Here is a 24,486-nt window from a genome sequence, read left to right on the forward strand (position 1 = left end):
TTGCAATTTTTTGCGAAGCGCCTCGACGATTACTGCTGTTCCAGAGCGTCGCCGATTTTGATTTTCGCCTCTTTACGCAGATTGCTCATCAGCGCCTCAAAGACAATTTGCGCATTGTTTTGCGTGATGCCCTGCACCATCGCTTTTTTCTGCGCTTCCGGCATGGCGCCCGCTTTCACCTCGTCAAACGCCAGCAGAACGACGTTACCCTGCATATCGTTCGCCACGCCATAAACTGGCTTATCTTTCGTCGGAAGGCTTAACGCAAAGGCCGCCTGACTCACCGGATCCTGACTGGTACGACTTAACGTTTTAGGCTCGCCAAAACTCAGCCCCGCCGCTTTCATCGCTTCCGCGCCTTTGCCCGCTTTCAGCTCGACCAGCAGTTTTTCCGCATCCAGCTTCGCCTGTTGTTCCGCTTTGTTATGCTTCACCAGGGCAGTGACCTGTTCCTTCACTTCTGCCAACGGCTTCACGGCTTCAGGTTTATGTTCGCTCACGCGCACAACAAAAGCCCGGTCGCCATCTACGGTGATAATGTCTGAATTCGGCCCCGGCGTACCGTTTTCGCCTACCAGGCCGCCATTAAAGATAGCATCGGCTACCGGTTTGAAGTTCAGCTCTTCCGGTAAGGTGTCATGACTAAACCAGCCGGTTTCAACGGCTTTTACGCCAGCGACCTGTTCAGCGCCTGCTAACGACTCATTGTCGTTGCTTGCCGCATCGCTCACTTTCTGCTGCAACGCATAGTAAGCATCCAGCGCTTTTTCCTGTTTCACTTTCGCGGCAATGTCGTCGCGAACCTCGCTTAACGGTTTCACTTTGGCAGGCTGAATATCATCCAGACGCGCCACCAGAAAACCGACAGACGACTTAATCACGCCAGATATCTGGCCTTTTTCTTTTAATCCGGCGTTTTTCAGTTCCGGCACCGTGGCAGACTCTTCCAGCCAGCCCATATCGCCGCCATTACGCGCAGAGATGATATCGGTAGATTTCTCTTTCGCCAGCGTGGCGAAATCTTCGCCCTTGTTCAGCGCATCCAGTACCGCTTTCGCATCATCTTCCGTTTTGGTCTGAATAATGCTGTAACGAATACGCTCCGGCTGAGTAAACTGATCTACATGCTGGTCATAATAGGCCTGAATATCCGCATCGCTGACCGGTGCCTGCATCGTCGCGGCATCCAGCTTGATATAGCTTACGCGGAACTGTTCCGGCGTCATAAAGCGGACTTTATTCTGATCGTAGTAGCTGGACACTTCCTGATCGGTCACCTGCTGCTTCGCCGCCAGCGCGTTGACATCAATAACGGCTTCACGCACCACGCGCTGTTGAGAGACTAATGCCGCCAGTTCGTCGGTTTCCCCTTTCAGCATAAAATCAGTACCGGCCACGCCGTTGATCAGTTGCTGAGTGGTAAGCTGGTTACGCAGCGCCTGAGCATACTGATCGGCCGTCATTCCCATCTGATTCACAATCGCGTTATAGCGGTTGTTGTCAAACTTACCGTCCACCTGAAAAGCGGGAGTGGCGAAAATCGCCTGCTTTACCTGCTCATCGCTGATGCCCAGTTTCAGTTCGCGGGAATATTGATCCAACAGCGCTTCATCTATCAGACGATTCAGCACCTGCTGGCGCAGGCTTTTCATATAACCTTCGTTGGCCGCCAGTTCAGAATACCTGTCGCCCAACTGCTGCTGCATACGGTTACGTTCGTTATTAAACGCATTCTCAAACTGTGCCCGGCTGATTTCCTGGCCATTCACTTTTGCGGCGTAGTTATTGCTTCCGCCAATCAGGTAACCACTAACGCCGGTCAAAATGAACGACACGATAATGATAACGAAAATAATCTTGAGCACGAGACTGTTTGCAGCCGTGCGTAAGCTGTCCATCATGGTGTAACCACACTCCGCTGTAGGTGACTTTACACTTTATCTTTCAGGCGGCTTCTCTGCTGGCTACTGAGTGATTCGCTCAGTAGCCGCGTCGACGCAACCTGAATGATTTGCGTATAGAGACTTCACGCGCATCGCATTTTCTGAACGCGGCGCACAAAAGCCTATTGTGACAAGAAACGAGGGCAATTGTCAGCCCGCAACGCACAGAAAGTCCCGAATCGCCAATAAAAAAGGCACATCAGTTGATGCGCCCTTGTACTTTGTCACATCCCCCGAGGGGATCACGCTTAGTTTACCGCGTCTTTCAGCGCTTTACCTGCACGGAAACTCGGCACTTTGGCAGCGGCGATGGTGATCTCTTTACCTGTTTGCGGGTTGCGACCAGTACGGGCAGCACGCTCTTTAACAGCAAAAGTACCAAAGCCTACCAGTGCAACGTCATCCCCTTCTTTCAGAGATTCGGTAACAGAAGCAATAATCGCATCTAACGCACGTCCAGCCGCAGCCTTAGAGATATCAGCCCCTGCAGCAATTTTTTCGATCAGTTGAGATTTATTCACTCTTCTCTTCCTCTTTATAATTTATATCGCACCTGAATCCTTCGAAGTACGACCGCGCAGCAGTTATATCAGGCCTGCCACGCCCTTACAACACCCGTTAATGGTGGCAGACCCAATCAACCATCTAAATTAGCTATACAAAAAAAGGCTGGCAAGTCCGAAATAGCCTGCCAGCCCTGTTTTTATTAGCGCTATTTGCGCGAGGTCACTATTTTGCGGTTACAACCTGCATTCCAGACGGTTCGTTTTGCAGAGCAAGCGTCAGAACTTCCTCAATGCGCTTCACAGGATGAATATCCAGATCGGCAATCACGTTGTCCGGAATTTCCTCCAGGTCACGTTTATTTTCGAACGGAATTAAGACCGTTTTAATCCCGCCGCGATGCGCCGCCAACAGTTTTTCTTTCAGGCCGCCGATCGGCAACACCTGACCACGCAGCGTGATCTCACCGGTCATTGCCACATCTGCGCGCACCGGATTACCGGTCAGGCAGGAAACCAGCGCGGTACACATCGCGATACCGGCGCTTGGACCGTCTTTCGGCGTTGCGCCTTCCGGCACGTGAACGTGGATATCGCGTTTTTCGTAAAAGTCCGGATTAATACCCAGTTTTTCCGCGCGCGCACGCACCACGGTCAGCGCCGCCTGAATGGATTCCTGCATCACTTCACCGAGCGAGCCGGTGTAGGTCAACTTGCCTTTGCCCGGGACGCAGGCGGTTTCGATGGTCAACAGATCGCCGCCCACTTCCGTCCACGCCAGGCCCGTCACCTGACCTACGCGGTTTTCGCTATCCGCGCGGCCATAGTCAAAGCGCTGCACACCGAGGTAGTCGTGCAGATTATCACCGTTAATTTCGATATGTTTTAACGACTTATCGAGCAACAGTTGTTTAACCGCTTTGCGGCACAGTTTGGAGATTTCACGCTCCAGACTACGAACGCCCGCTTCACGCGTGTAATAGCGGATAATACCGATAATCGCGCTATCGTCGACCGTCAGTTCGCCTTTCTTCAGCGCGTTACGCTCGATCTGCTTCGGCAGCAGGTGACGTTTAGCAATATTCAGCTTCTCGTCTTCGGTATAACCGGACAGACGGATCACTTCCATACGATCCAGCAGCGGCGCCGGAATGTTCATGGAGTTGGAAGTGGCGACGAACATCACATCGCTGAGATCGTAATCCACTTCCAGGTAATGATCGCTGAACGCCACGTTCTGCTCCGGATCCAGCACTTCCAGCAGTGCGGAAGCCGGATCGCCGCGCATGTCAGAAGACATTTTGTCGATCTCATCGAGCAGGAACAGTGGGTTTTTAACCCCCACTTTGGCCATTTTTTGGATCAGTTTACCCGGCATAGAGCCAATGTAAGTCCGGCGATGACCGCGGATTTCCGCTTCATCACGCACGCCGCCCAGCGCCATACGGATGTATTTACGCCCTGTTGCTTTAGCGATGGACTGGCCCAACGAGGTTTTACCTACCCCCGGCGGCCCCACCAGACACAGGATCGGCCCCTTGATTTTATTTACACGGCTTTGAACCGCGAGATACTCAAGGATGCGGTCTTTCACGCGCTCCAGACCATAATGGTCAGTATCGAGGATTTCCTGCGCCTGACGCAGGTCTTTTTTGACCTTGCTACGCGCATTCCACGGCACCTGCACCATCCAGTCGATGTAGCCGCGCACCACGGTCGCTTCCGCCGACATCGGAGACATCATTTTCAGCTTCTGCAGTTCCGCTTCCGCTTTCTCTTTCGCCTCTTTCGGCATTTTCGCCGCGTCGATCTTACGCTTCAGCGCTTCGTTTTCGTCCGGCGCGTCGTCCATCTCGCCAAGCTCTTTCTGAATCGCTTTCATTTGCTCGTTCAGATAGTACTCGCGCTGGGATTTCTCCATCTGCTTTTTCACGCGGTTGCGAATGCGTTTCTCAACCTGCAGCAGATCGATTTCAGATTCCATCATCGCCATCAGATATTCCAGACGTTCGTTAACGTCGGACATCTCCAGTACGGACTGTTTATCCGCCAGTTTCAGCGGCATATGCGCGGCGATGGTGTCAGCCAGACGTGCAGGGTCGTCAATGCTATTGAGTGACGTCAGCACTTCCGGCGGAATTTTTTTGTTCAGCTTGATGTAGCCTTCGAACTGGCTGATAGCGGTACGCACCAGCACTTCTTGTTCACGCTCATCAATGGCTGGCGAATCAAGGTACTCCGCCTTCGCGGAGAAATGTTCGCCGTTGTCAGACAGCGCGGAAATACGCGCGCGCTGTAACCCCTCGACCAGCACTTTTACGGTGCCGTCAGGCAGTTTCAGCATCTGCAAAATAGAGGCCACGGTCCCGACGGTGAAAAGATCGTTTACACCCGGCTCATCCGTCGATGCTTCCTTCTGGGCGACCAGCATGATTTTTTTATCATGGTCCATAGCCGCTTCCAGACAACGGATAGATTTTTCCCGCCCTACAAATAAGGGTATGACCATGTGCGGATAAACCACCACATCGCGCAAGGGCAATACGGGGATTTCAATGCGTTCAGAACGCTCAGGATTCATAGAGCTCTCTCTTAGTTTAGTGTCCGCCAGGTAATCAGATAGTATAGCTGTGCTCCATACCACCTATAACATGTACGTCAGTATATGGGGATGTTTCCCACACATTCAACGGCGTGTTTACAGGAAAAACGAAAGGGGAGATAAAATCCCCCCTTTTTTGGCTAACTGATTGTATGAATGTTTAATTATTCGCCAGAAGCCTGCGCTTCCGGTTTGCCGTAAATCAGCAACGGCTTACTCTGACCGGCAATAACGGACTCGTCGATCACCACTTTTTCGACGTCTTCCATAGATGGCAAATCGTACATGGTATCCAGCAGCGCCGCTTCGACGATAGAACGCAGGCCACGGGCGCCGGTTTTACGCGCCATTGCTTTCCTGGCGATAGCGTCCAGCGCTTCGTCACGGAATTCCAGATCGACGCCTTCCAGGTTAAACAGCGCCTGATACTGCTTGGTCAGCGCATTTTTCGGCTCTTTCAGGATTTGAATCAGCGCTTCTTCGCTGAGTTCATTCAGCGTCGCTACCACTGGCAGACGACCGATAAACTCAGGAATCAGACCAAATTTGATCAAATCTTCCGGTTCAACCTGCGACAACAGCTCGCCTTCGCTGGCTTTGTCGGACTTCGCTTTCACCGTCGCGCCAAAACCAATGCCGGAGCCGGTTTCAACACGGTTAGCGATCACTTTATCCAGACCGGCAAACGCGCCGCCGCAGATAAACAGAATCTTAGAGGTATCTACCTGTAAGAACTCCTGCTGCGGATGTTTGCGACCGCCCTGCGGTGGAACCGCGGCGACGGTGCCTTCGATCAGTTTCAGCAACGCCTGCTGTACGCCTTCGCCGGAAACATCGCGGGTAATGGACGGATTGTCTGATTTACGCGAAATCTTATCGATTTCATCAATGTAGACAATCCCACGCTGCGCTTTTTGCACGTCGTAGTCGCATTTCTGCAACAGTTTCTGAATGATATTCTCGACGTCTTCACCAACGTAACCCGCTTCGGTTAGCGTGGTCGCATCCGCCATAGTGAACGGCACATCCAGCAAGCGCGCCAGCGTTTCCGCCAGCAGCGTTTTACCGGAACCGGTCGGTCCAATCAGCAGAATGTTGCTTTTACCTAACTCGACGCCATTGCTGGTATCGCCGTTACGCAGACGCTTGTAGTGGTTATAGACCGCCACCGCCAGCACTTTTTTCGCCTGCTCCTGGCCGATAACGTAATCGTCCAGGTGGGTACGAATTTCATGCGGCGTCGGCAGCGCACTACGTTCACGGTGCGGAGCAACTTCTTTAATTTCTTCGCGAATAATGTCGTTACATAAATCGACGCATTCGTCGCAGATATACACGGATGGACCGGCAATCAGCTTGCGCACTTCATGCTGGCTTTTGCCGCAAAAAGAGCAGTACAACAATTTGCCCGAGCCATCTTTGCGTTTATCTGTCATGAGTCAAAACCTCTTCTTTGTTCTTTGTGCCGCACACGACGACGCAAATGCCATTCTCAGGCGCAAGCCGCTAATCAGCGTTGTGCCGCCCTTCATTAGTATATACACAAAATCATTCGAGCTACATCAAGGCGGCAACTCGGCGACTCCGCAGGCGCTTACATAAGTAAGTCACTGGGAGGCGCGCTAACAGCCAACACCGAGGTAGCGTGAAGGATGAAGTGTATAGCGGCACACTTGCGTCCAGGGCATCAATTACGATGGGTCAAAATTGAGTCAACCAAACCGTACTCTACCGCTTCAGGCGCGGAGAGGAAGCGATCGCGCTCAGTATCACGTTCAATCTGCTCAAGAGATTGACCCGTATGATGCGCCATAAGTTCATTCATGCGCCCTTTTACTTTCAAAATTTCGCGGGCGTGAATTTCAATATCCGTCGCCTGGCCCTGGTAGCCGCCCAGCGGCTGGTGGATCATGACGCGAGAGTTCGGCAAGCAGAAACGTTTGCCTTTCGCCCCGGCAGTCAGCAGAAACGCCCCCATAGAGGCCGCCTGTCCCATACAAATGGTGCTGACGTCTGGCTTAATAAACTGCATGGTGTCATAGATGGACATCCCCGCAGTAATTACGCCGCCAGGAGAATTAATGTACAGATAGATATCTTTTTCCGGGTTTTCCGCTTCCAGGAACAGCATCTGCGCCACGATCAGGTTAGCCATATGGTCTTCGACCTGGCCGGTCAGAAATATGACGCGTTCCTTAAGTAGACGAGAATAGATATCAAAAGAGCGCTCACCGCGTGAGGTCTGTTCAATGACCATCGGCACCAGCGCCATATGAGGGGCCAAATTATCTCGTTCTCCGCTGTATGACATTTCCGTCTCCTGGATAAAAATTGAAAAAACCTGCTGTACTGATTGTAACCTGATGGACGGATTATCAGCCAGTCCCTCTGTAATGGGTACGGCATCGCCATAATTCAAGCATAACAATCTTTTGCTCTAACGCTAACACTGAAACGCGGTTTTCGCACCCTTACCATGCAAAATGCGTGACAAAAAAAACCCGTCACTGAAAGGTGACGGGTTTTTGTGCAAATTTCGTGCTTTTAACGCGACAAATTACGCCTGCTGGTTCATCAGCTCATTGAAGGAAGTGGCTTTTTCAGACACTTTCGCTTTTGCCAGAACCGCTTCAACAGCCTGTTCTTCCAGAGCGACGTTACGCATATTGTCCATCAGCTCTTTATTTTTGCTGTAGAACTCAATTACTTCTTTCGGATCTTCGTAAGCAGACGCCATCTCTTCGATCAGGCCTTTAACGCGTTCTTCGTCCGCTTTCAGCTCGTTGGTACGAATGACTTCGCCGAGCAGCAGACCGACAACTACACGACGCTTAGCCTGTTCTTCGAACAGTTCGCGCGGCAGCTCCAGAGCCTGTTTCTCGTTACCACCAAAACGCTGCGCAGCCTGACGACGCAGAACGTCGATTTCGCTGTCGATCAGCGCAGCCGGTACGTCGATGTCGTTAGCTTTTACCAGACCTTCGATCGCCTGAGACTTAACGCGGTTACGCACCGCGCCTTTCAGCTCGCGTTCCATGTTTTTACGTACTTCAGCGCGCAGACCGGCTACGGAACCATCTTCAACGCCGAAACGTTTGATGAATTCTTCGGTCAGTTCCGGCAGTTCGCGTTCTTCAACTTTCTTCAGGTTGATAACGAACTTAGCCGCTTTACCTTTCAGGTTTTCAGCATGGTACTCTTCCGGGAAGGTCACATCGATAGTGAACTCTTCGCCAGCTTTGTGGCCTTTAACGCCGTCTTCAAAGCCCGGAATCATACGACCCTGGCCCATCGCCAGAACGAAATCGGTCGCTTTGCCGCCTTCGAACTCTTCGCCGTCTACAGAGCCGGTGAAGTCGATGGTCACGCGGTCTTCCGCATCAGCAGCGCCGTCTTTTTCTTTCCAGGTCGCCTGCTGCTTACGCAGGGTGTCCAGCATCACATCAACGTCAGCGTCGGTGACTTCAACAACCGGTTTTTCAACTTCGATGGACTCGAGGCCGGTCAGCTCAACTTCCGGATAGACTTCAAACTCGACGGAGTAAGTGAAGTCTTCACCCACTTTGTATTCGCCCGGAACATAGTTCGGCGCGCCTGCCGGGTTAATTTTTTCTTTGATGATCGCGTCAACGAAGTTGCGGCTCATCAGATCGCCCAGCACGTCCTGGCGAACAGAAGCGCCATAACGCTGAGCGACGATATTCATCGGTACTTTGCCTTTACGGAAGCCGTCAATACGTACTTTTTTCGCTACGTTGACCAGCTCGCTTTTTACAGCGGTCTCGATGCTGTCAGCAGCGATTGTAATCGTTACACGGCGGCCAAGGCCCTGAGTGGTTTCAACTGAAACTTGCATCTTGTTACCTCAAAAAATCACAGTGCTCGGTCAACTCTACTCCGCAAGCACGTGCTATTTGCTTCGCGGAACCGGGATGTTCTCATAATCAATCACATTCCCTGTCGTCAGAATCATCCCGAAGACGTTCATATATAAGACGGCGCATTATAGCGGCATCACTTTTGTGAGTCGAGAACGGTGATTGTGCGATGCTGCGGCGGTTTTCACAATTCTCGGCTAATTTTTGTCTGAATACTGTACGACACGCTCAAAATTCAGACAAAACAAAACGGCCCGCAGGCCGTTTTCACATAATTCTGTAGCAACATACTGGAAAAGCGGAGGTAGTTGCAAATCCGTTTTGCTACGCGATGCTTCCCGCGCCGCGACAAGGAGGCGACGCGAAGATAGTATCCTGCAACCCTTCCCACTCTTTGAGGGTATAAGTATGCAGTGCCAGCGCATGTACGGTTGTGGAGAGTTCCGCCGTTAACGTACCGTAAATCATCCGATGACGATTAAGAAAACGTTCGCCTGTAAAGCGATCGCTCACCAGCACGACCTTAAAATGGCTTTCCGATCCTGCAGGAACATTGTGACGATAGCTTTCATCCACAACTTCGAGAAACACGGGGTCGAACGCTGTCCTTAATTTTTCTTCTATTTGCTCACGTATCATCATGAAAATCTCCTCCGACAACGCTGTGATGTCACCCATCCCTTTAAATACTAGCCGCTTTTACCGTTTCCATTACAGCATGACAACAAAAATTTAGCTTTCGTCTGATTATTTCAGCCAAACGTATGAAGTTTACTGCCTTAATCATTCTTTTAGCGCTCAAAATCCCCGCTCGCGCCGTTATCAATACCAAATCGGACATTACGACGAATTTACCTGCGTTGACCACTTCCCCTCGCCGTTAGCGGTGTTATGATGGCGGGAATTTTTACCTATCACGTTTTAAGCGTCATTGAGAGCCTGAATATGTTAAAAAAACTTCTCTTTCCGTTAGTCGCTCTGTTTATGCTGGCAGGATGCGCCACACCGCCGACGACCATTGACGTCGCGCCGAAGATCACCTTGCCACAGCAGGACCCGAGCCTGATGGGCGTCACCGTTAGCATTACCGGCGCGGACCAGCGCCAGGATCAGGCGTTAGCGAAAGTCACGCGTAACAACCAGCTGGTAACGTTAACCGCCTCCCGCGATTTACGCTTCCTGTTACAAGAAGTCCTGGAAAAACAGATGACGGCGCGGGGCTATATGATCGGGCCTAACGGCGCGGTTAATCTGCAGATTATTGTTAACCAACTGTATGCTGATGTTTCCCAGGGCAGCGTGCGCTACAACATCGCGACCAAAGCGGATATCGCGATTATTGCGACCGCGGCAAATGGCAGCAAGATGACCAAAAACTATCGCGCCAACTACTCTATTGAAGGGGCGTTCCAGGCCTCTAACCAGAATATTGCCGACGCGGTAAACAGCGTTCTGACCGATACCATTGCTGATATGTCTCAGGACACCAGTATTCACGATTTTATCAAGCAAAACGCCCGTTAATAGCAACAACAAGACCCGGCAGAAGCCGGGTCTGTAGATGCCTATGTCAAGTCAATATTTACGTATTTTCCAGCAACCGCGCTCAGCCATTCTGCTGATATTGGGTTTTGCCTCCGGTCTCCCGCTGGCGCTCACTTCCGGTACGCTACAGGCGTGGATGACCGTCGAGAATATCGATCTTAAAACGATTGGCTTCTTCTCGCTGGTTGGTCAGGCCTATGTGTTTAAGTTTCTCTGGTCCCCGCTGATGGACCGCTACACGCCGCCTTTTTTAGGTCGTCGTCGCGGTTGGTTACTCGCCACCCAACTGTTGTTACTGGCGGCGATTGCGGCGATGGGCTTTCTTGAACCCGGCACGCAGCTACGCTGGATGGCGGCGCTGGCGGTGGTGATTGCTTTTTGCTCCGCCTCGCAGGATATCGTGTTCGACGCCTGGAAAACCGATGTTTTACCCGCAGAAGAACGCGGCGCTGGCGCGGCAATCAGCGTGCTTGGCTACCGGTTGGGAATGCTGGTTTCCGGCGGACTGGCGCTATGGCTGGCCGATCGCTGGCTCGGCTGGCAGGGCATGTACTGGCTGATGGCGGCATTGCTGATCCCCTGCATTATCGCCACCTTACTGGCGCCGGAACCGACCGATACTATCCCGTCCCCGAAATCGCTGGAACAGGCCGTCGTCGCGCCGCTACGCGATTTCTTTGGCCGTAATAACGCCTGGCTGATTTTACTGCTCATTGTGCTTTATAAACTGGGTGATGCCTTCGCTATGAGCCTGACCACCACCTTTTTGATTCGCGGCGTCGGCTTTGACGCCGGCGAAGTCGGCGTGGTCAATAAAACGCTGGGCCTGCTGGCGACGATCGTCGGCGCGTTATACGGCGGCATATTAATGCAGCGTCTTTCGCTGTTTCGCGCGCTGCTGATTTTCGGCATTTTGCAAGGCGCGTCCAACGCCGGTTACTGGTTGCTCTCCATTACCGATAAAAACATGTTCAGCATGGGCGCGGCGGTCTTTTTCGAAAATCTGTGCGGCGGGATGGGTACTGCCGCCTTTGTCGCCTTATTAATGACGCTATGTAATAAGTCGTTTTCCGCAACACAGTTTGCCCTACTGTCGGCCCTCTCCGCAGTAGGCCGGGTTTATGTTGGTCCTGTAGCGGGCTGGTTCGTTGAAGCGCACGGCTGGCCGACATTCTACCTCTTCTCGGTTGTTGCCGCCGTTCCCGGGCTGTTACTGTTGCTGGTCTGTCGGCAAACGCTGGAATATAGCTGGCAGAGCGAGCGTTTCATTCCCCGCACGCAATACCGTGGCGCCTACAATTTCGCGCTTTCAATCCTGCTCGCGGGCGTCGCTTTGCTGGCGGTATGGGTACTCCTGCTGACCATGAACGCGTTGGATTACACTAACTTCTCATTCCTGTCCGGATTGCTTGAGACTGCGGTAGCGGTTGCCGTGTGCGGCATTGTCTTTGGCGGGTTGCTGGACTACCTGGCACTACGAAAAACACGCCTGCTCTAAAACATTATTTGCCGTTGTAATAACGACCCGGAATTATAACGGCTAAATAACCATCAATTGATAAAAAATATATTTGTCTTTTTGTGCGCAACAGAATTTTGGAAATTATTGGTAATTTCTACGCTACCTATTTTCTTTACACGATTCAGCCGATTAAATTTAAATTTCTGCCGTTGATTGTCCTTTTATTGATAATAAATTGTTAAGTAATTGTTTTATTTTTACATTGGTTATACCAATTATCCCTCAACATCCCACTTACAGACCTCATCCGTTATAACGCAAAGTTTCAACAGTGTCTTAAAGTTATTTCGACATACTTGGCAACATATGTGACATGCGCGGCAGAACTTGGTAACACAGAACCAATCATGTTTACAGTAATGTAACCTTACCGTAAAATGCCCCTACACTTTAAACGCCACCAGGTCCCGTGGAATTGAGGTCGTTAAATGAGACTCAGGAAATACAATAAAAGTTTGGGATGGTTGTCATTAATTGCAGGCACTGCATTACTCAGTGGCTGTAATTCTGCGCTGCTGGATCCCAAAGGACAGATTGGACTGGAGCAACGTTCGCTGATACTGACGGCATTTGGCCTGATGTTGATCGTCGTTATTCCCGCCATCTTGATGGCTGTTGGTTTCGCCTGGAAGTATCGTGCGAGTAATAAGGATGCGAAGTATAGCCCGAACTGGTCACACTCCAATAAAGTGGAAGCCGTGGTCTGGACGGTGCCTATCTTAATCATCATTTTCCTTGCCGTACTGACCTGGAAAACCACGCACGCGCTTGAACCAAGCAAGCCGCTGGCGCATGACGAAAAACCGATCACCATCGAAGTGGTTTCCATGGACTGGAAATGGTTCTTCATCTATCCGGAGCAGGGTATCGCCACCGTCAACGAGATCGCCTTCCCGGCGAACACGCCGGTTTATTTCAAAGTGACCTCCAACTCCGTGATGAACTCCTTCTTTATCCCGCGTCTGGGTAGCCAGATTTATGCCATGGCCGGTATGCAAACACGTTTGCATCTGATCGCCAACGAACCCGGAACCTACGATGGCATCTCCGCCAGCTATAGCGGCCCGGGCTTCTCTGGTATGAAGTTTAAAGCTATCGCCACCAAAGACCGCGCAGAATTCGACCAATGGGTCGCAAAAGCGAAGCAGTCTCCGAACACCATGAATGATATGGCGGCGTTCGAGAAAGTGGCTATGCCAAGCGAGTACAACAAGGTGGAATATTTCTCCAGCGTGAAACCAGATTTGTTCAAGGACGTTATTAACAAATTCATGGACCACGGTAAGAGCATGGACATGACCCAACCTGAAGGTGAGCACAGCTCGCATGAAGGAATGGAAGGTATGGACATGAGCCACGCGGAATCCGCCAACTCCAAGGGTTGAGGAAGATAAGATGTTCGGAAAATTATCACTGGATGCAGTACCGTTCCATGAACCTATCGTCATGGTAACGATCGCTGCAATTATCGTCGGGGGACTGGCGATACTGGCAGCGATTACTTACTTCGGTAAGTGGACCTACCTATGGAAAGAGTGGTTAACGTCGGTTGACCATAAACGCCTCGGCATCATGTATATCATCGTCGCGATTGTGATGCTGTTACGTGGTTTCGCCGATGCCATCATGATGCGTAGCCAGCAGGCGCTTGCCTCCGCAGGCGAAGCGGGTTTTCTACCGCCGCACCACTACGATCAGATCTTTACCGCTCACGGCGTAATCATGATCTTCTTCGTGGCGATGCCCTTCGTTATCGGTCTGATGAACCTGGTGGTTCCGCTGCAGATCGGCGCGCGCGACGTTGCGTTCCCTTTCCTGAACAACCTGAGCTTCTGGTTCACCGTTGTCGGCGTTATTCTGGTTAACCTCTCGCTGGGCGTGGGTGAATTCGCGCAGACAGGGTGGCTGGCTTATCCGCCGCTATCGGGAATAGAGTACAGTCCCAGCGTCGGGGTCGATTACTGGATATGGGCGTTGCAACTCTCGGGTATTGGTACGACGTTAACCGGTATCAACTTCTTCGTGACGATCCTGAAGATGCGTGCGCCGGGTATGACAATGTTCAAGATGCCGGTCTTTACCTGGGCCTCTTTGTGCGCCAACGTACTGATCATCGCCTCTTTCCCGATTCTGACGGTTACCGTCGCGTTGCTGACCCTGGATCGCTATCTGGGCACCCATTTCTTTACCAACGATATGGGCGGCAACATGATGATGTACATCAACCTGATTTGGGCCTGGGGCCATCCGGAAGTGTACATTCTGATTCTGCCGGTCTTCGGGGTATTCTCCGAAATCGCAGCGACCTTCTCGCGTAAACGTCTGTTCGGCTATACCTCGCTGGTTTGGGCGACCGTCTGTATTACCGTACTGTCGTTTATCGTTTGGCTGCACCACTTCTTCACGATGGGCGCAGGCGCGAACGTTAACGCCTTCTTCGGTATCACCACCATGATTATCGCCATCCCGACCGGGGTGAAGATCTTCAACTGGTTGTTCACCATGTATCAGGGCCGTATCGTCTTCCATTCCGCAATGATGTGGACCATCGGCTTTATCGTGACCTTCTCGGTCGGCGGTATGACCGGCGTGCTGCTGGCGGTACCGGGCGCGGACTTCGTCCTGCACAACAGTCTGTTCCTGATTGCGCACTTCCATAACGTGATCATCGGCGGCGTAGTGTTTGGCTGCTTCGCGGGTATGACCTACTGGTGGCCGAAGGCGTTTGGCTTCAAGCTGAACGAAACCTGGGGTAAACGCGCCTTCTGGTTCTGGATTATCGGTTTCTTTGTAGCCTTTATGCCGCTGTATGTACTGGGCTTCATGGGCATGACCCGTCGCCTCAGCCAGCAAATTGATCCGCAGTTCCATACGATGCTGATGGTTGCCGCCGCCGGCGCCGCGCTGATTGCGCTGGGTATCCTGTGTCAACTGATTCAGATCTTCGTTTCTATTCGCGATCGCGATCAGAACCGCGATCTGACCGGCGACCCATGGGGTGGCCGTACGCTGGAGTGGTCAACCTCTTCTCCGCCGCCGTTCTATAACTTTGCCGTTGTGCCGCACGTTCACGAACGTGACGCCTTCTGGGAAATGAAAGAAAAAGGCGAAGCGTACCAACAGACTGGACAGTATGAAGAGATTCATATGCCGAAAAATAGCGGTGCCGGTATTGTTATCGCCGCCTTCGCGACGGTATTTGGCTTCGCCATGATCTGGCATATCTGGTGGCTGGCGATAGTGGGTTTCGCAGGCATGATCATCAGCTGGATTGTAAAAAGCTTTGATGAAGATGTGGATTACTACGTGCCGGTCCCGGAAGTCGAAAAACTGGAAAACCAGCATTTCGATGAGATTACTAAGGCAGGGCTGAAAAATGGCAACTGATACTTTAACGCACGCGACTGCCCACGCGCACGAACACGGGCACCATGACGCAGGCCAGAACAAAATCTTCGGATTTTGGGTCTACCTGATGAGCGACTGCATTCTGTTCTCTATTCTGTTTGCTACCTATGCCGTTCTGGTGAACGGCACCGCTGGCGGCCCGACAGGTAAGGACATTTTCGAACTGCCGTTCGTTCTGGTTGAAACCTTCCTGCTGTTATTTAGCTCCATTACCTACGGCATGGCGGCGATCGCCATGCACAAGAACAACAAGAGCCAGGTTATCTCCTGGCTGGCGTTGACCTTCTTGTTCGGTGCCGGATTTATCGGGATGGAACTCTATGAATTCCATCACCTGATTGTTAACGGTATGGGCCCGGATCGCAGCGGCTTCCTGTCTGCGTTCTTCGCGCTGGTCGGCACGCACGGTCTGCACGTCACTTCCGGTTTGATTTGGATGGCGGTGCTGATGGTGCAAGTCGCCCGTCGCGGTCTGACCAGCACTAACCGTACCCGCATCATGTGCCTGAGCCTGTTCTGGCACTTCCTGGATGTGATTTGGATTTGCGTATTCACTGTTGTTTATCTGATGGGGGCGATGTAATGAGTCATTCTACCGAGAGCGGCGGCGCATCCCACGGCAGCGTAAAAACGTACATGACCGGCTTTATCCTGTCGGTCATCCTGACGGTTATTCCATTCTGGATGGTGATGACCGGCGCTGCCTCTCCGGCCGTTATTCTGGGATCTATCCTGGCAATGGCAGTGGTGCAGATTTTGGTGCATCTGGTGTGTTTCCTGCACATGAACACCAAATCTGATGAAGGCTGGAACATGACGGCCTTCATCTTTACCGTGCTGATCATCGCCATCCTGGTTGTGGGCTCCATCTGGATTATGTGGAACCTCAACTACAACATGATGATGCACTAAGAGCGGCGAGTATGATGTTTAAGCAATACCTGCAAGTAACGAAACCAGGCATCATCTTTGGCAACCTGATCTCGGTGATCGGGGGATTTCTGCTGGCTTCGAAGGGCAGCATTGACTATCCCCTGTTCATCTATACGCTGGTCGGGGTGTCACTGGTTGTGGCGTCGGGTTGTGTATTTAACAACTACATCGACAGGGATATCGACAGGAAGATGGAAAGGACCAAGAATCGGGTGCTGGTCAAAGGCCTGATTTCTCCTGGCGTCTCGCTGGTATACGCCACCCTGCTGGGTATTGCTGGCTTTATGCTGCTGTGGTTTGGCGCCAATCCTCTGGCCTGCTGGCTGGGGGTAATGGGCTTCGTGGTCTACGTTGGCGTGTACAGCTTGTACATGAAGCGTCACTCCGTTTACGGCACGCTGATTGGTTCTCTCTCCGGCGCAGCGCCGCCGGTGATTGGCTACTGCGCCGTAACGGGCGACTTTGACAGCGGCGCGGCGATTCTGTTGGCTATTTTCAGCCTCTGGCAGATGCCGCACTCTTACGCCATCGCCATTTTCCGCTTTAAGGACTATCAGGCGGCCAATATCCCGGTTCTGCCGGTGGTAAAAGGAATCTCAGTCGCTAAAAACCACATCACGCTGTACATCATTGCGTTTGCCGTTGCAACGCTAATGCTAACGTTGGGCGGTTATGCTGGTTACAAATACCTGGTGGTCGCCGCGGCGGTCAGCGTTTGGTGGCTCGGCATGGCGCTACGCGGTTACAAAGTGGAAGATGATAAGGTCTGGGCGCGCAAGCTGTTCGGCTTCTCTATCATTGCGATTACCGCGCTGAGTATCATGATGTCCGTTGATTTTATGGTGCCGAATTCGCAGAATCTGCTGACTTACGTCTGGTAACAAGCGTTGCTATTGAAAAAACCGCCGTGTCACAAACGGCGGTTTTTTTATTCATTTCATCAGGCAGTAACGCCCCACGACTTATCAATTCTGAATAATATGTAAATTATCCGTTTTCAGTAAATCAACTTTTTTACCATTGATTGTTGCCGTCGCTGACTTCACGGTGAAAGTAAGTTTATGGTAATCACACAAGTCACCGTTTTTCATCAAGATATATCCCATCGACTTAAAAGAATCCCCCATACCCTGTTCAGCACCCAGAGTATTGAGACCCAAAGGAGGAAAAGCGACCATTCTTTCGTCACTAACTCCAGCATCATTTTTTAATATCAATTTCACACGTAAGTTCGCAACATGAATTAACTTATTCGTATTGACAACAAATCCAATCTGACACAGAGGAATATTATCAATCCTGCCAAATAATCCCGCATATTTTTCTAATGTCAGCTCAGGAAGTTGCTGACTAAAATCATTACGGCGCTTTCGATCTTTTTCACAATAATCAAGATAATCGCGTTGTGTCATCTTTTTTATATAGCTGTTATCGTAATAGTGCCAGGATTGTTGGCAATCGACATCTACACTCTGGCCATTAAAATACATCTGTGCTAAATAATCAGCGGCCTCCTGTAATTTTTTCTCATAAGCTTTTTTAAAAAAATACAGCGCTTTATCGTAATCAACGTTAACCATTACGCCAGAATAGTACATACGACCTAACGTATACAATGCTTCTCCATTACCTTGCTGCGCCGCCATTTCATACCATTTCCTGGCTTTCTCTCCATCTGGTTGTAATCCCAATCCAGCGTGTTCATAAAGAAAACCTAACAGCGTCTGTGAGTCGGCATCCCCCTTCTCGGCCGAAATTCGGAGCCATTTCAGCGCTTCAGCAATATCTATCGTTTTCGTTTCATTATTAAAATACAAAGTAGAGACCAGTTTTGCCGTCTGATACGCGACCTCAGGATCACCCTCTCTCGCCCAGAGTATCGCTATCCGCGCAAGATGTGATGAGTCAAAACCTATTCGACTCAGCAGTTTTCGCTCATCTGATTGCGGGGCATAAAAATAGAAACTTAAGCCTTGAATAAAATGAGGACGAAATGAAAGGTCTCTATATGCCTCAAGTTTATTACTATAAACACTCCCAATTATACGTTCACTCACCTTTTTATCGAGATTGATATTGGATAGATTAATTTTTTCTCTAAGCTGTTTTGCTAATGTTTTCGCTTGCGTAATGTCCTTTTGGGTACCGATGCCATATTCATAGAAATAAGCTGCATTAAAGCAACCATAATCACCGTCCAAATCACAAGCCTGCTCGTAGTACTTTATTGCTTGCGGAATATCCACAGATACTGAAACACCGTACTCATAAATAAACCCCAACTCCGCCAGCGCTTGAGCATTATTATCTTTGGCTAACGCTTTTAGCTCATTTAGCGCCTGAATATCTTTCTGCGCAATACGGCTATACAACGCGTCAATATCATCACCTGCCTGACATACCGATGCGAAAGAAAGCCCAAGCAGAAACAAAATACTCCATTTCCGTTTTATCATTTTTCATTCCCTTATTCTTTATCTAAAAAGCGCACACTATCAGCTTTCAGTAAATCGACATTCTTACCGTTAATCGTTGCCGTAGCGGATTTCAGCGTAAAATGGATATCGCCGATCCCGTGACAAAAATCTTGCGTATACAGCGGGAGATCGTATGTGGTAATGAGAGGATCAACATCATGATTTTGCATATCTATCCCCAGAGTATTCAAACCGAATGGCGGAATCATCAACGTTTCCTCAGTTGCCATTCCATCATCATTTTTCAGCTCAAGCGTAATATGCAAATTCGCCATGTTACGGATTTTATCTGTGCCAATCTGAAAAATTAGTGCGCATTCTTTCGGTTTAGCCGTTATCCCGCGAGAGAAAACACTCTCTTTTTTTAGCGTTACTTTAGGTAAAGCATCCGCGTTGTTTTTTCGACTCTGAATATCCGCTGCGCACTTACTTAAAAATATTTTTTCCTCAACCATCTTACCTACATATTGAGATGCTTTCTTGTAATACGACCAGGCTTTATCACAATCAGGTGCAGTACCTAAACCGTTATAATACATCCAACTCAACGGCATCGTTGAGCGCGAATTAGTACCATCATTTTCAACCTGCGTAAATAATGCCAGCGCTTTAGCGTAATCAGTGCGCCCTGTTGCGCCAGAATAATAGATTTTACCTAACGCAATCTGTGCATCGCTGTCACCCTGCTTAGCCGCCTGTCCATACCATTTTTGTGCTTCCTGAATGTCTGGCTTAATCCCCCACTCATCGCCCTCTCCCCCCGAATAAATACCCCCCAAGAGAGATTGGGCCTCAACGACGCCTTTTTCCGCGGCGGCGCGAAACCATTTCAACGAGGCCGGCCTGGCTTTATAAGGCTCATCCACATAATGACCAGAGAAATCATTAAGGGTGAGTAACCCCAGTTGATAATCCATTTGTGGATCGCCGTCCTGCACCCATAGCGTAGCAAGGCGGAACGTTTTTTCCTGATTAAATCCGATACGACTAAAAAAAAGCGCATCGCTCTCTGGCCTATTATTTAGAAAATTAAATAGTGCATTAATAAATTCTGGTCGCTGCGATTTATCCGTATCGGCCAATACTTTTGCCGTGAAAATTTCTTGCGAAAACTTATCAATATATTCTTGCTCAATCAATAAATTATCCAGATTCATTTTCTTAGCATACTTATTGGCCTGAGCGCTATCTTTGGCCACTCCGTCGCCATACTGATAAGCATACTTCACATTATAACAGCCGTAGTTACCGCCAAGCTCACAGGCCTGCTTGTAATACTGCAACGCCTGTTCGCGATTCATCGGTACATTAAGGCCGTATTCATGGATAAACCCCAGTTCATCCAGAACCGAAGCTCTTTTTTCCACAGGCAAAGCATCAAGATCCTTCTGGGTAAGCGCAGCATATTTTACATCATCTTTACCGTTGTTCGCTGAAGCATTCACCTGGCTAACAAATAAAACACCCGCTAAAATACATAATGATAAAAATTTAATTTCCATAACGAATTCACTCCTTGAATAATATAATAAATGCGACTGCTGACGAACCTTCTGCCTGATAAACGCGCGCCATCACGCGGAAAGTTTGCTATCAGTCTCGGCGTTGTTGAATAAATCAAATTTTCAGGAGATGGACGGTTCTGATCATTGCCATCGTTTCAGAATCGGCTTCCTATGGCAAAGCAAAAGTTTAAAGTCACCCACCGGCCAGCAGCGCGGTTCGCTGACTGTCTGACTTGACGAGTCTGCTATTGCGACATGGAGCAACAGCGTACACAGCCTGAAGGCCGTGGCTAACCGCTACACTATACTGAGATGGCTCAGATAGCCACTACAGCTCAAGGAGATCGGAATATGAATGAGCACAAGGCTATGCTGACTCTCCCGATCGCCCCTATCGTGTTAACAATTTATCTCTTTTTTAGCTCAACTGTTTCAAAAACATAATATTTGCTAATTAACCCTCTATTTACCCGACACACTCCCCGCACTACACTACTCCCAGCTTTTATACAGAGGTGGCAATGAACGATTATAAAATGACGCCAGGGGAGCTGCGCGCCACATGGGGTTTAGGGACCGTCTTTTCGTTGCGTATGCTGGGTATGTTTATGGTTCTACCAGTACTGACCACATACGGTATGGCGCTACAGGGCGCCAGCGAAGCATTAATCGGCATTGCGATCGGCATTTACGGGCTGGCGCAGGCTATCTTTCAAATTCCCTTTGGGCTGCTGTCCGACCGCATTGGCCGCAAACCGCTGATTGTCGGCGGACTGGCGGTATTTGTCGCGGGTAGCGTCATTGCCGCGCTCTCCCACTCAATCTGGGGCATTATTCTGGGGCGAGCGCTACAGGGGTCCGGCGCTATTGCCGCCGCCGTCATGGCGCTCCTATCTGACCTCACCCGCGAGCAAAACCGTACCAAAGCGATGGCGTTTATCGGCGTCAGCTTTGGTATCACCTTCGCGATTGCGATGGTATTAGGGCCGATCGTTACCCATAGTTTGGGATTGAACGCGTTGTTCTGGATGATCGCCGCCCTCGCCACTCTGGGCATTCTTCTGACGATCTGGGTGGTTCCCAACAGTACCAACCATGTGCTGAATCGCGAATCCGGGATGGTCAAAGGCAGCTTCAGTAAAGTGCTGGCGGAGCCGAGGCTGCTCAAGCTCAATTTCGGCATTATGTGTCTGCATATTTTATTAATGTCCACCTTTGTCGCCCTGCCCGGCCAGCTTGCCGATGCCGGTTTCCCTGCCGCCGAACACTGGAAGGTGTATCTGGCAACCATGGTGATCGCCTTTGCCGCCGTCGTGCCTTTTATCATCTATGCTGAAGTCAAACGGCGGATGAAGCAGGTATTCCTGTTCTGCGTGGGGCTCATTGTCGTCGCGGAAATCGTGTTGTGGGGAGCGGGCCAGCATTTCTGGGAGCTGGTGATTGGCGTACAACTCTTTTTCCTCGCCTTTAATCTGATGGAGGCGCTGCTGCCTTCGCTTATTAGCAAAGAGTCGCCCGCGGGGTATAAAGGAACGGCGATGGGCGTCTATTCTACCAGTCAGTTTCTTGGCGTGGCGCTTGGCGGTTCGCTGGGCGGCTGGATAGACGGCACGTTTGATGGGCAAACCGTTTTCCTTGCCGGGGCCGTACTGGCGATGGTATGGCTGGCGGTGGCAAGTACCATGAAAGAGCCGCCCTATGTCAGCAGCCTGCGCGTGGAAATTCCAGCGGATATTGTTGCTGACGACAGGCTAAAACAGCGGCTGTTAGCAATGAAAGGCGTAAGCGAAGCGCTGATCGTGGCGGAAGAGCATTCCGCTTACGTCAAAATCGACAGCAAAGTGACCAATCGCTTTGAAGTTGAACAGCTTATCAGCAAAGGATGAATGCTGCATTGCCGGATGGCGGCGAGGCTCTATCCGGCATAACAACTTAATCGCGGAAGTTTTTGAACTGGAACGGCTGGCCCAAATCACCGCCGCGAACCAGCGCCATTACCGATTGCAGATCGTCACGTGATTTGCCCGTCACGCGAATCTCTTCCCCCTGAATTTGCGCCTGCACCTTCAGTTTGCTGTCTTTAATCAGCTTGACGATTTTCTTCTGCACGGCGCTTTCAATGCCCTGCTTCAGCTTCGCTTCCACATACCAGGTTTTACCGCTATGCACGAACTCGTCCGGTACATCCAGCGAAGCGCCTTCAATACCGCGTTTAAGCAGCTTGGCGCGCAGAATATCGAGCAACTGATTGACCTGGAAATCGGACTCGCTCAGCACCTTGATGGTTTTATTGGCATCGTTCAGTTCAATAGTCGCCTCTACGCCACGAAAGTCAAAACGAGACTCAACCTCGCGAACCGCGTTATCCACGCCGTTACGCGCTTCCTGCAGATCAACTTCAGAAACAATATCGAAAGATGGCATCTTTTCTTCTCCCTTCATTTTCGTTGCGTTGCATAATACCTGCAACGAGGCTTAACGAGAAGCTTAGCTGATGACGCTATAATTAGCGCCATAACACCTGGCGCTGTTGCAGGTGAGGAGGAACAATGAAAATTACTGTACTGGGATGCGGAGCCTTAGGACAACTTTGGCTTTCGGCACTGTGCAAACACGGACATGACGTACAGGGCTGGCTACGGGTGCCACAACCTTATTGCAGCGTAAATCTGATCGATACCGATGGTTCCTTTTTCAACGAATCACTGACGGCAAACGATCCGGATTTTTTGGCGAAGAGCGAACTGTTATTAGTCACGCTGAAAGCGTGGCAGGTTTCCGACGCAGTACGAACCCTGGCGTCAACCCTACCGGTGACGTCGCCTATCCTGCTCATTCATAATGGAATGGGAACCATAGAAGAACTGCAAAATATCCAACAGCCGATGTTGATGGGGACTATCACCCATGCTGCGCGCCGCGACGGTAATATCATTATTCATGTCGCTAACGGTACTACGCATATTGGCCCGGCGCGCGAGCAAGACGGCGATTACAGTTATCTCGCCGATATCCTGCAGGGGGTACTGCCCGATGTCGCCTGGCATAACAATATCCGCGCAGAGATGTGGCGCAAACTGGCCGTCAACTGTGTTATCAACCCGCTCACCGCGCTTTGGAACTGCCCGAACGGCGAGCTGCGCCATCATACTGATGAAATTAACGCAATTTGCGAAGAGGTCGCCGCCGTGATTGAACGTGAAGGCTACCACACATCGGCAGACGATTTACGCTATTATGTTGAGCAAGTGATTGACAGTACGGCAGAAAACATCTCATCCATGTTGCAGGACGTGCGTGCCATGCGCCATACCGAAATTGACTACATTACCGGTTATTTACTCAAGCGCGCCCGCGTGCACGGTCTCGCCGTTCCGGAAAATAGCCGCCTGTTTGAAATGGTAAAGCGAAAGGAGAGTGAGTATGAGCGCTCAGGCACTGGTATGCCTCGCCCCTGGTAGTGAAGAGACCGAAGCGGTCACCACTATCGATCTGCTGGTTCGCGGCGGAATCCACGTCACTACCGCCAGCGTCGCCAGCGATGGCAACCTGACGATTGTCTGCTCGCGCGGTGTAAAGCTACTGGCGGATGCGCCGCTGGTTGAAGTTGCCGACGGCGATTATGACATCATCGTGTTGCCCGGCGGAATTAAAGGCGCCGAGTGCTTTCGCGACAGCCCGCTGCTGGTCGAAACCGTAAAACAGTTTCACCGCTCCGGGCGCATTGTCGCAGCCATTTGCGCCGCAGCCGCCACAGTGCTCGTGCCGCACGATATCTTCCCTATCGGCAATATGACCGGTTTTCCGGCGCTGAAAGATAAGATCCCCGCCGAACAGTGGCAGGATAAGCGTGTGGTGTGGGATGCGCGGGTAAAATTATTAACCAGCCAGGGACCGGGTACCGCTATCGATTTTGGTTTGAAAATCATCGACCTGTTGGTTGGTCGTGAAAAAGCGCATGAAGTGGCTTCGCAACTGGTGATGGCGGCGGGGATTTATAACTACTACGAATAAGAATGATTGCCGGATGGCGGCGTAAACACCTTATCCGGCCTTGTATCCTGAACAGATAGCTGATTAGCTGTCAGCTATCTGAAACGGGAGAAGCTTGTATCCGGCCTGAAGACTCTGAGCTTCCGATGTAGCTTAAGCCTCCCGTTTCACCTTTCA

At 50.7% G+C, this 24,486-nt stretch carries 20 protein-coding genes; 10 read left to right on the forward strand and 10 right to left on the reverse strand.

Going from position 1 to position 24,486, the window contains the following annotated elements; genetic code table 11:
- Nucleotides 1-29 precede the first annotated feature (29 nt).
- From ppiD to bolA, 7 genes are all read right to left on the reverse strand, one after another.
- Nucleotides 30-1,901: a peptidylprolyl isomerase gene (gene ppiD, locus J4613_RS12140; protein ID WP_000969432.1), complete on the reverse strand. Its 1,872-nt coding sequence runs from the start codon at nt 1,899-1,901 to the stop codon at nt 30-32.
- 290 nt (nt 1,902-2,191) lie between these two features.
- Nucleotides 2,192-2,482 carry a nucleoid-associated protein HU-beta gene (gene hupB, locus J4613_RS12145; protein WP_254888479.1) on the reverse strand — a complete coding sequence of 97 codons (291 nt, stop codon included), beginning with the start codon at nt 2,480-2,482 and terminating at the stop codon, nt 2,192-2,194.
- 190 nt (nt 2,483-2,672) lie between these two features.
- The gene (gene lon / locus J4613_RS12150) at nt 2,673-5,027 is read right to left on the reverse strand and encodes an endopeptidase La (RefSeq protein ID WP_001067723.1); all 2,355 of its coding nucleotides are present in this window, start codon (nt 5,025-5,027) and stop codon (nt 2,673-2,675) included.
- 185 nt (nt 5,028-5,212) lie between these two features.
- Nucleotides 5,213-6,484, reverse strand: coding sequence for an ATP-dependent protease ATP-binding subunit ClpX (gene clpX, locus J4613_RS12155; RefSeq protein WP_000130314.1), 1,272 nt, complete (start codon nt 6,482-6,484; stop codon nt 5,213-5,215).
- Between the two features lie 251 nt (nt 6,485-6,735).
- Nucleotides 6,736-7,359 (reverse strand): ATP-dependent Clp endopeptidase proteolytic subunit ClpP, encoded by a 624-nt coding sequence (clpP, locus tag J4613_RS12160; protein ID WP_000122257.1) that lies wholly within the window; start codon nt 7,357-7,359, stop codon nt 6,736-6,738.
- Nucleotides 7,360-7,605: 246 nt separating this feature from the next.
- On the reverse strand, nt 7,606-8,904 hold the full coding sequence (tig, locus tag J4613_RS12165; RefSeq protein ID WP_001198403.1) for a trigger factor: 1,299 nt from the start codon (nt 8,902-8,904) through the stop codon (nt 7,606-7,608).
- Between the two features lie 346 nt (nt 8,905-9,250).
- Nucleotides 9,251-9,568: a transcriptional regulator BolA gene (gene bolA / locus J4613_RS12170; RefSeq protein ID WP_000973433.1), complete on the reverse strand. Its 318-nt coding sequence runs from the start codon at nt 9,566-9,568 to the stop codon at nt 9,251-9,253.
- Nucleotides 9,569-9,871: 303 nt separating this feature from the next.
- Here bolA and J4613_RS12175 point away from each other — a divergent pair, with 303 nt between their 5' ends.
- The 7 genes from J4613_RS12175 (at nt 9,872) to cyoE (ending at nt 17,215) form a co-directional block, all read left to right on the forward strand.
- Nucleotides 9,872-10,450 (forward strand): lipoprotein, encoded by a 579-nt coding sequence (locus J4613_RS12175; protein ID WP_001537832.1) that lies wholly within the window; start codon nt 9,872-9,874, stop codon nt 10,448-10,450.
- Nucleotides 10,451-10,493: 43 nt separating this feature from the next.
- Nucleotides 10,494-11,969 carry a muropeptide MFS transporter AmpG gene (ampG, locus tag J4613_RS12180; RefSeq protein WP_000098479.1) on the forward strand — a complete coding sequence of 492 codons (1,476 nt, stop codon included), beginning with the start codon at nt 10,494-10,496 and terminating at the stop codon, nt 11,967-11,969.
- A gap of 452 nt (nt 11,970-12,421) precedes the next feature.
- Nucleotides 12,422-13,378: a cytochrome o ubiquinol oxidase subunit II gene (cyoA, locus tag J4613_RS12185; RefSeq protein ID WP_001239448.1), complete on the forward strand. Its 957-nt coding sequence runs from the start codon at nt 12,422-12,424 to the stop codon at nt 13,376-13,378.
- Nucleotides 13,379-13,388: 10 nt separating this feature from the next.
- The gene (gene cyoB, locus J4613_RS12190; RefSeq protein ID WP_111742426.1) at nt 13,389-15,380 is read left to right on the forward strand and encodes a cytochrome o ubiquinol oxidase subunit I; all 1,992 of its coding nucleotides are present in this window, start codon (nt 13,389-13,391) and stop codon (nt 15,378-15,380) included.
- The gene (locus J4613_RS12195; protein ID WP_000179833.1) at nt 15,370-15,984 is read left to right on the forward strand and encodes a cytochrome o ubiquinol oxidase subunit III; all 615 of its coding nucleotides are present in this window, start codon (nt 15,370-15,372) and stop codon (nt 15,982-15,984) included. Before cyoB ends, J4613_RS12195 begins: the two co-directional genes overlap by 11 nt.
- Entirely contained in the window at nt 15,984-16,313 is a 330-nt protein-coding gene (locus tag J4613_RS12200) for a cytochrome o ubiquinol oxidase subunit IV (RefSeq protein ID WP_000019878.1), read from the forward strand. Before J4613_RS12195 ends, J4613_RS12200 begins: the two co-directional genes overlap by 1 nt.
- Before the next feature lie 11 nt (nt 16,314-16,324).
- Nucleotides 16,325-17,215 (forward strand): heme o synthase, encoded by an 891-nt coding sequence (gene cyoE, locus J4613_RS12205; protein ID WP_000971352.1) that lies wholly within the window; start codon nt 16,325-16,327, stop codon nt 17,213-17,215.
- Between the two features lie 84 nt (nt 17,216-17,299).
- Here cyoE and J4613_RS12210 read toward each other — a convergent pair whose 3' ends face one another.
- Both J4613_RS12210 and J4613_RS12215 read right to left on the reverse strand, forming a co-directional pair.
- On the reverse strand, nt 17,300-18,790 hold the full coding sequence (locus J4613_RS12210; protein ID WP_111742427.1) for a tetratricopeptide repeat protein: 1,491 nt from the start codon (nt 18,788-18,790) through the stop codon (nt 17,300-17,302).
- An 11-nt stretch (nt 18,791-18,801) separates the two neighbouring features.
- Nucleotides 18,802-20,313, reverse strand: a complete 1,512-nt coding sequence (locus J4613_RS12215; protein ID WP_111742428.1) for an SEL1-like repeat protein — start codon at nt 20,311-20,313, stop codon at nt 18,802-18,804.
- A gap of 524 nt (nt 20,314-20,837) precedes the next feature.
- Between J4613_RS12215 and J4613_RS12220 the strand changes: the two genes are divergently transcribed.
- Nucleotides 20,838-22,202 carry an MFS transporter gene (locus J4613_RS12220; protein ID WP_001000938.1) on the forward strand — a complete coding sequence of 455 codons (1,365 nt, stop codon included), beginning with the start codon at nt 20,838-20,840 and terminating at the stop codon, nt 22,200-22,202.
- Between the two features lie 46 nt (nt 22,203-22,248).
- Here the strand turns inward: J4613_RS12220 and J4613_RS12225 are convergent, their stop codons facing one another.
- Nucleotides 22,249-22,740, reverse strand: a complete 492-nt coding sequence (locus J4613_RS12225) for a YajQ family cyclic di-GMP-binding protein (protein ID WP_001138913.1) — start codon at nt 22,738-22,740, stop codon at nt 22,249-22,251.
- A 125-nt stretch (nt 22,741-22,865) separates the two neighbouring features.
- On the opposite strand from J4613_RS12225, the gene panE reads away from it, so the two are divergent.
- Nucleotides 22,866-23,777, forward strand: coding sequence for a 2-dehydropantoate 2-reductase (gene panE, locus J4613_RS12230; RefSeq protein WP_000705816.1), 912 nt, complete (start codon nt 22,866-22,868; stop codon nt 23,775-23,777).
- Nucleotides 23,740-24,330, forward strand: coding sequence for a protein deglycase YajL (yajL, locus tag J4613_RS12235; protein ID WP_001275809.1), 591 nt, complete (start codon nt 23,740-23,742; stop codon nt 24,328-24,330). Before panE ends, yajL begins: the two co-directional genes overlap by 38 nt.
- Nucleotides 24,331-24,486 lie beyond the last annotated feature (156 nt).

This window comes from Salmonella sp. 32020114201800008SM, from assembly GCF_017572025.1.
In the GTDB taxonomy this organism is placed as follows: domain Bacteria; phylum Pseudomonadota; class Gammaproteobacteria; order Enterobacterales; family Enterobacteriaceae; genus Salmonella; species Salmonella enterica.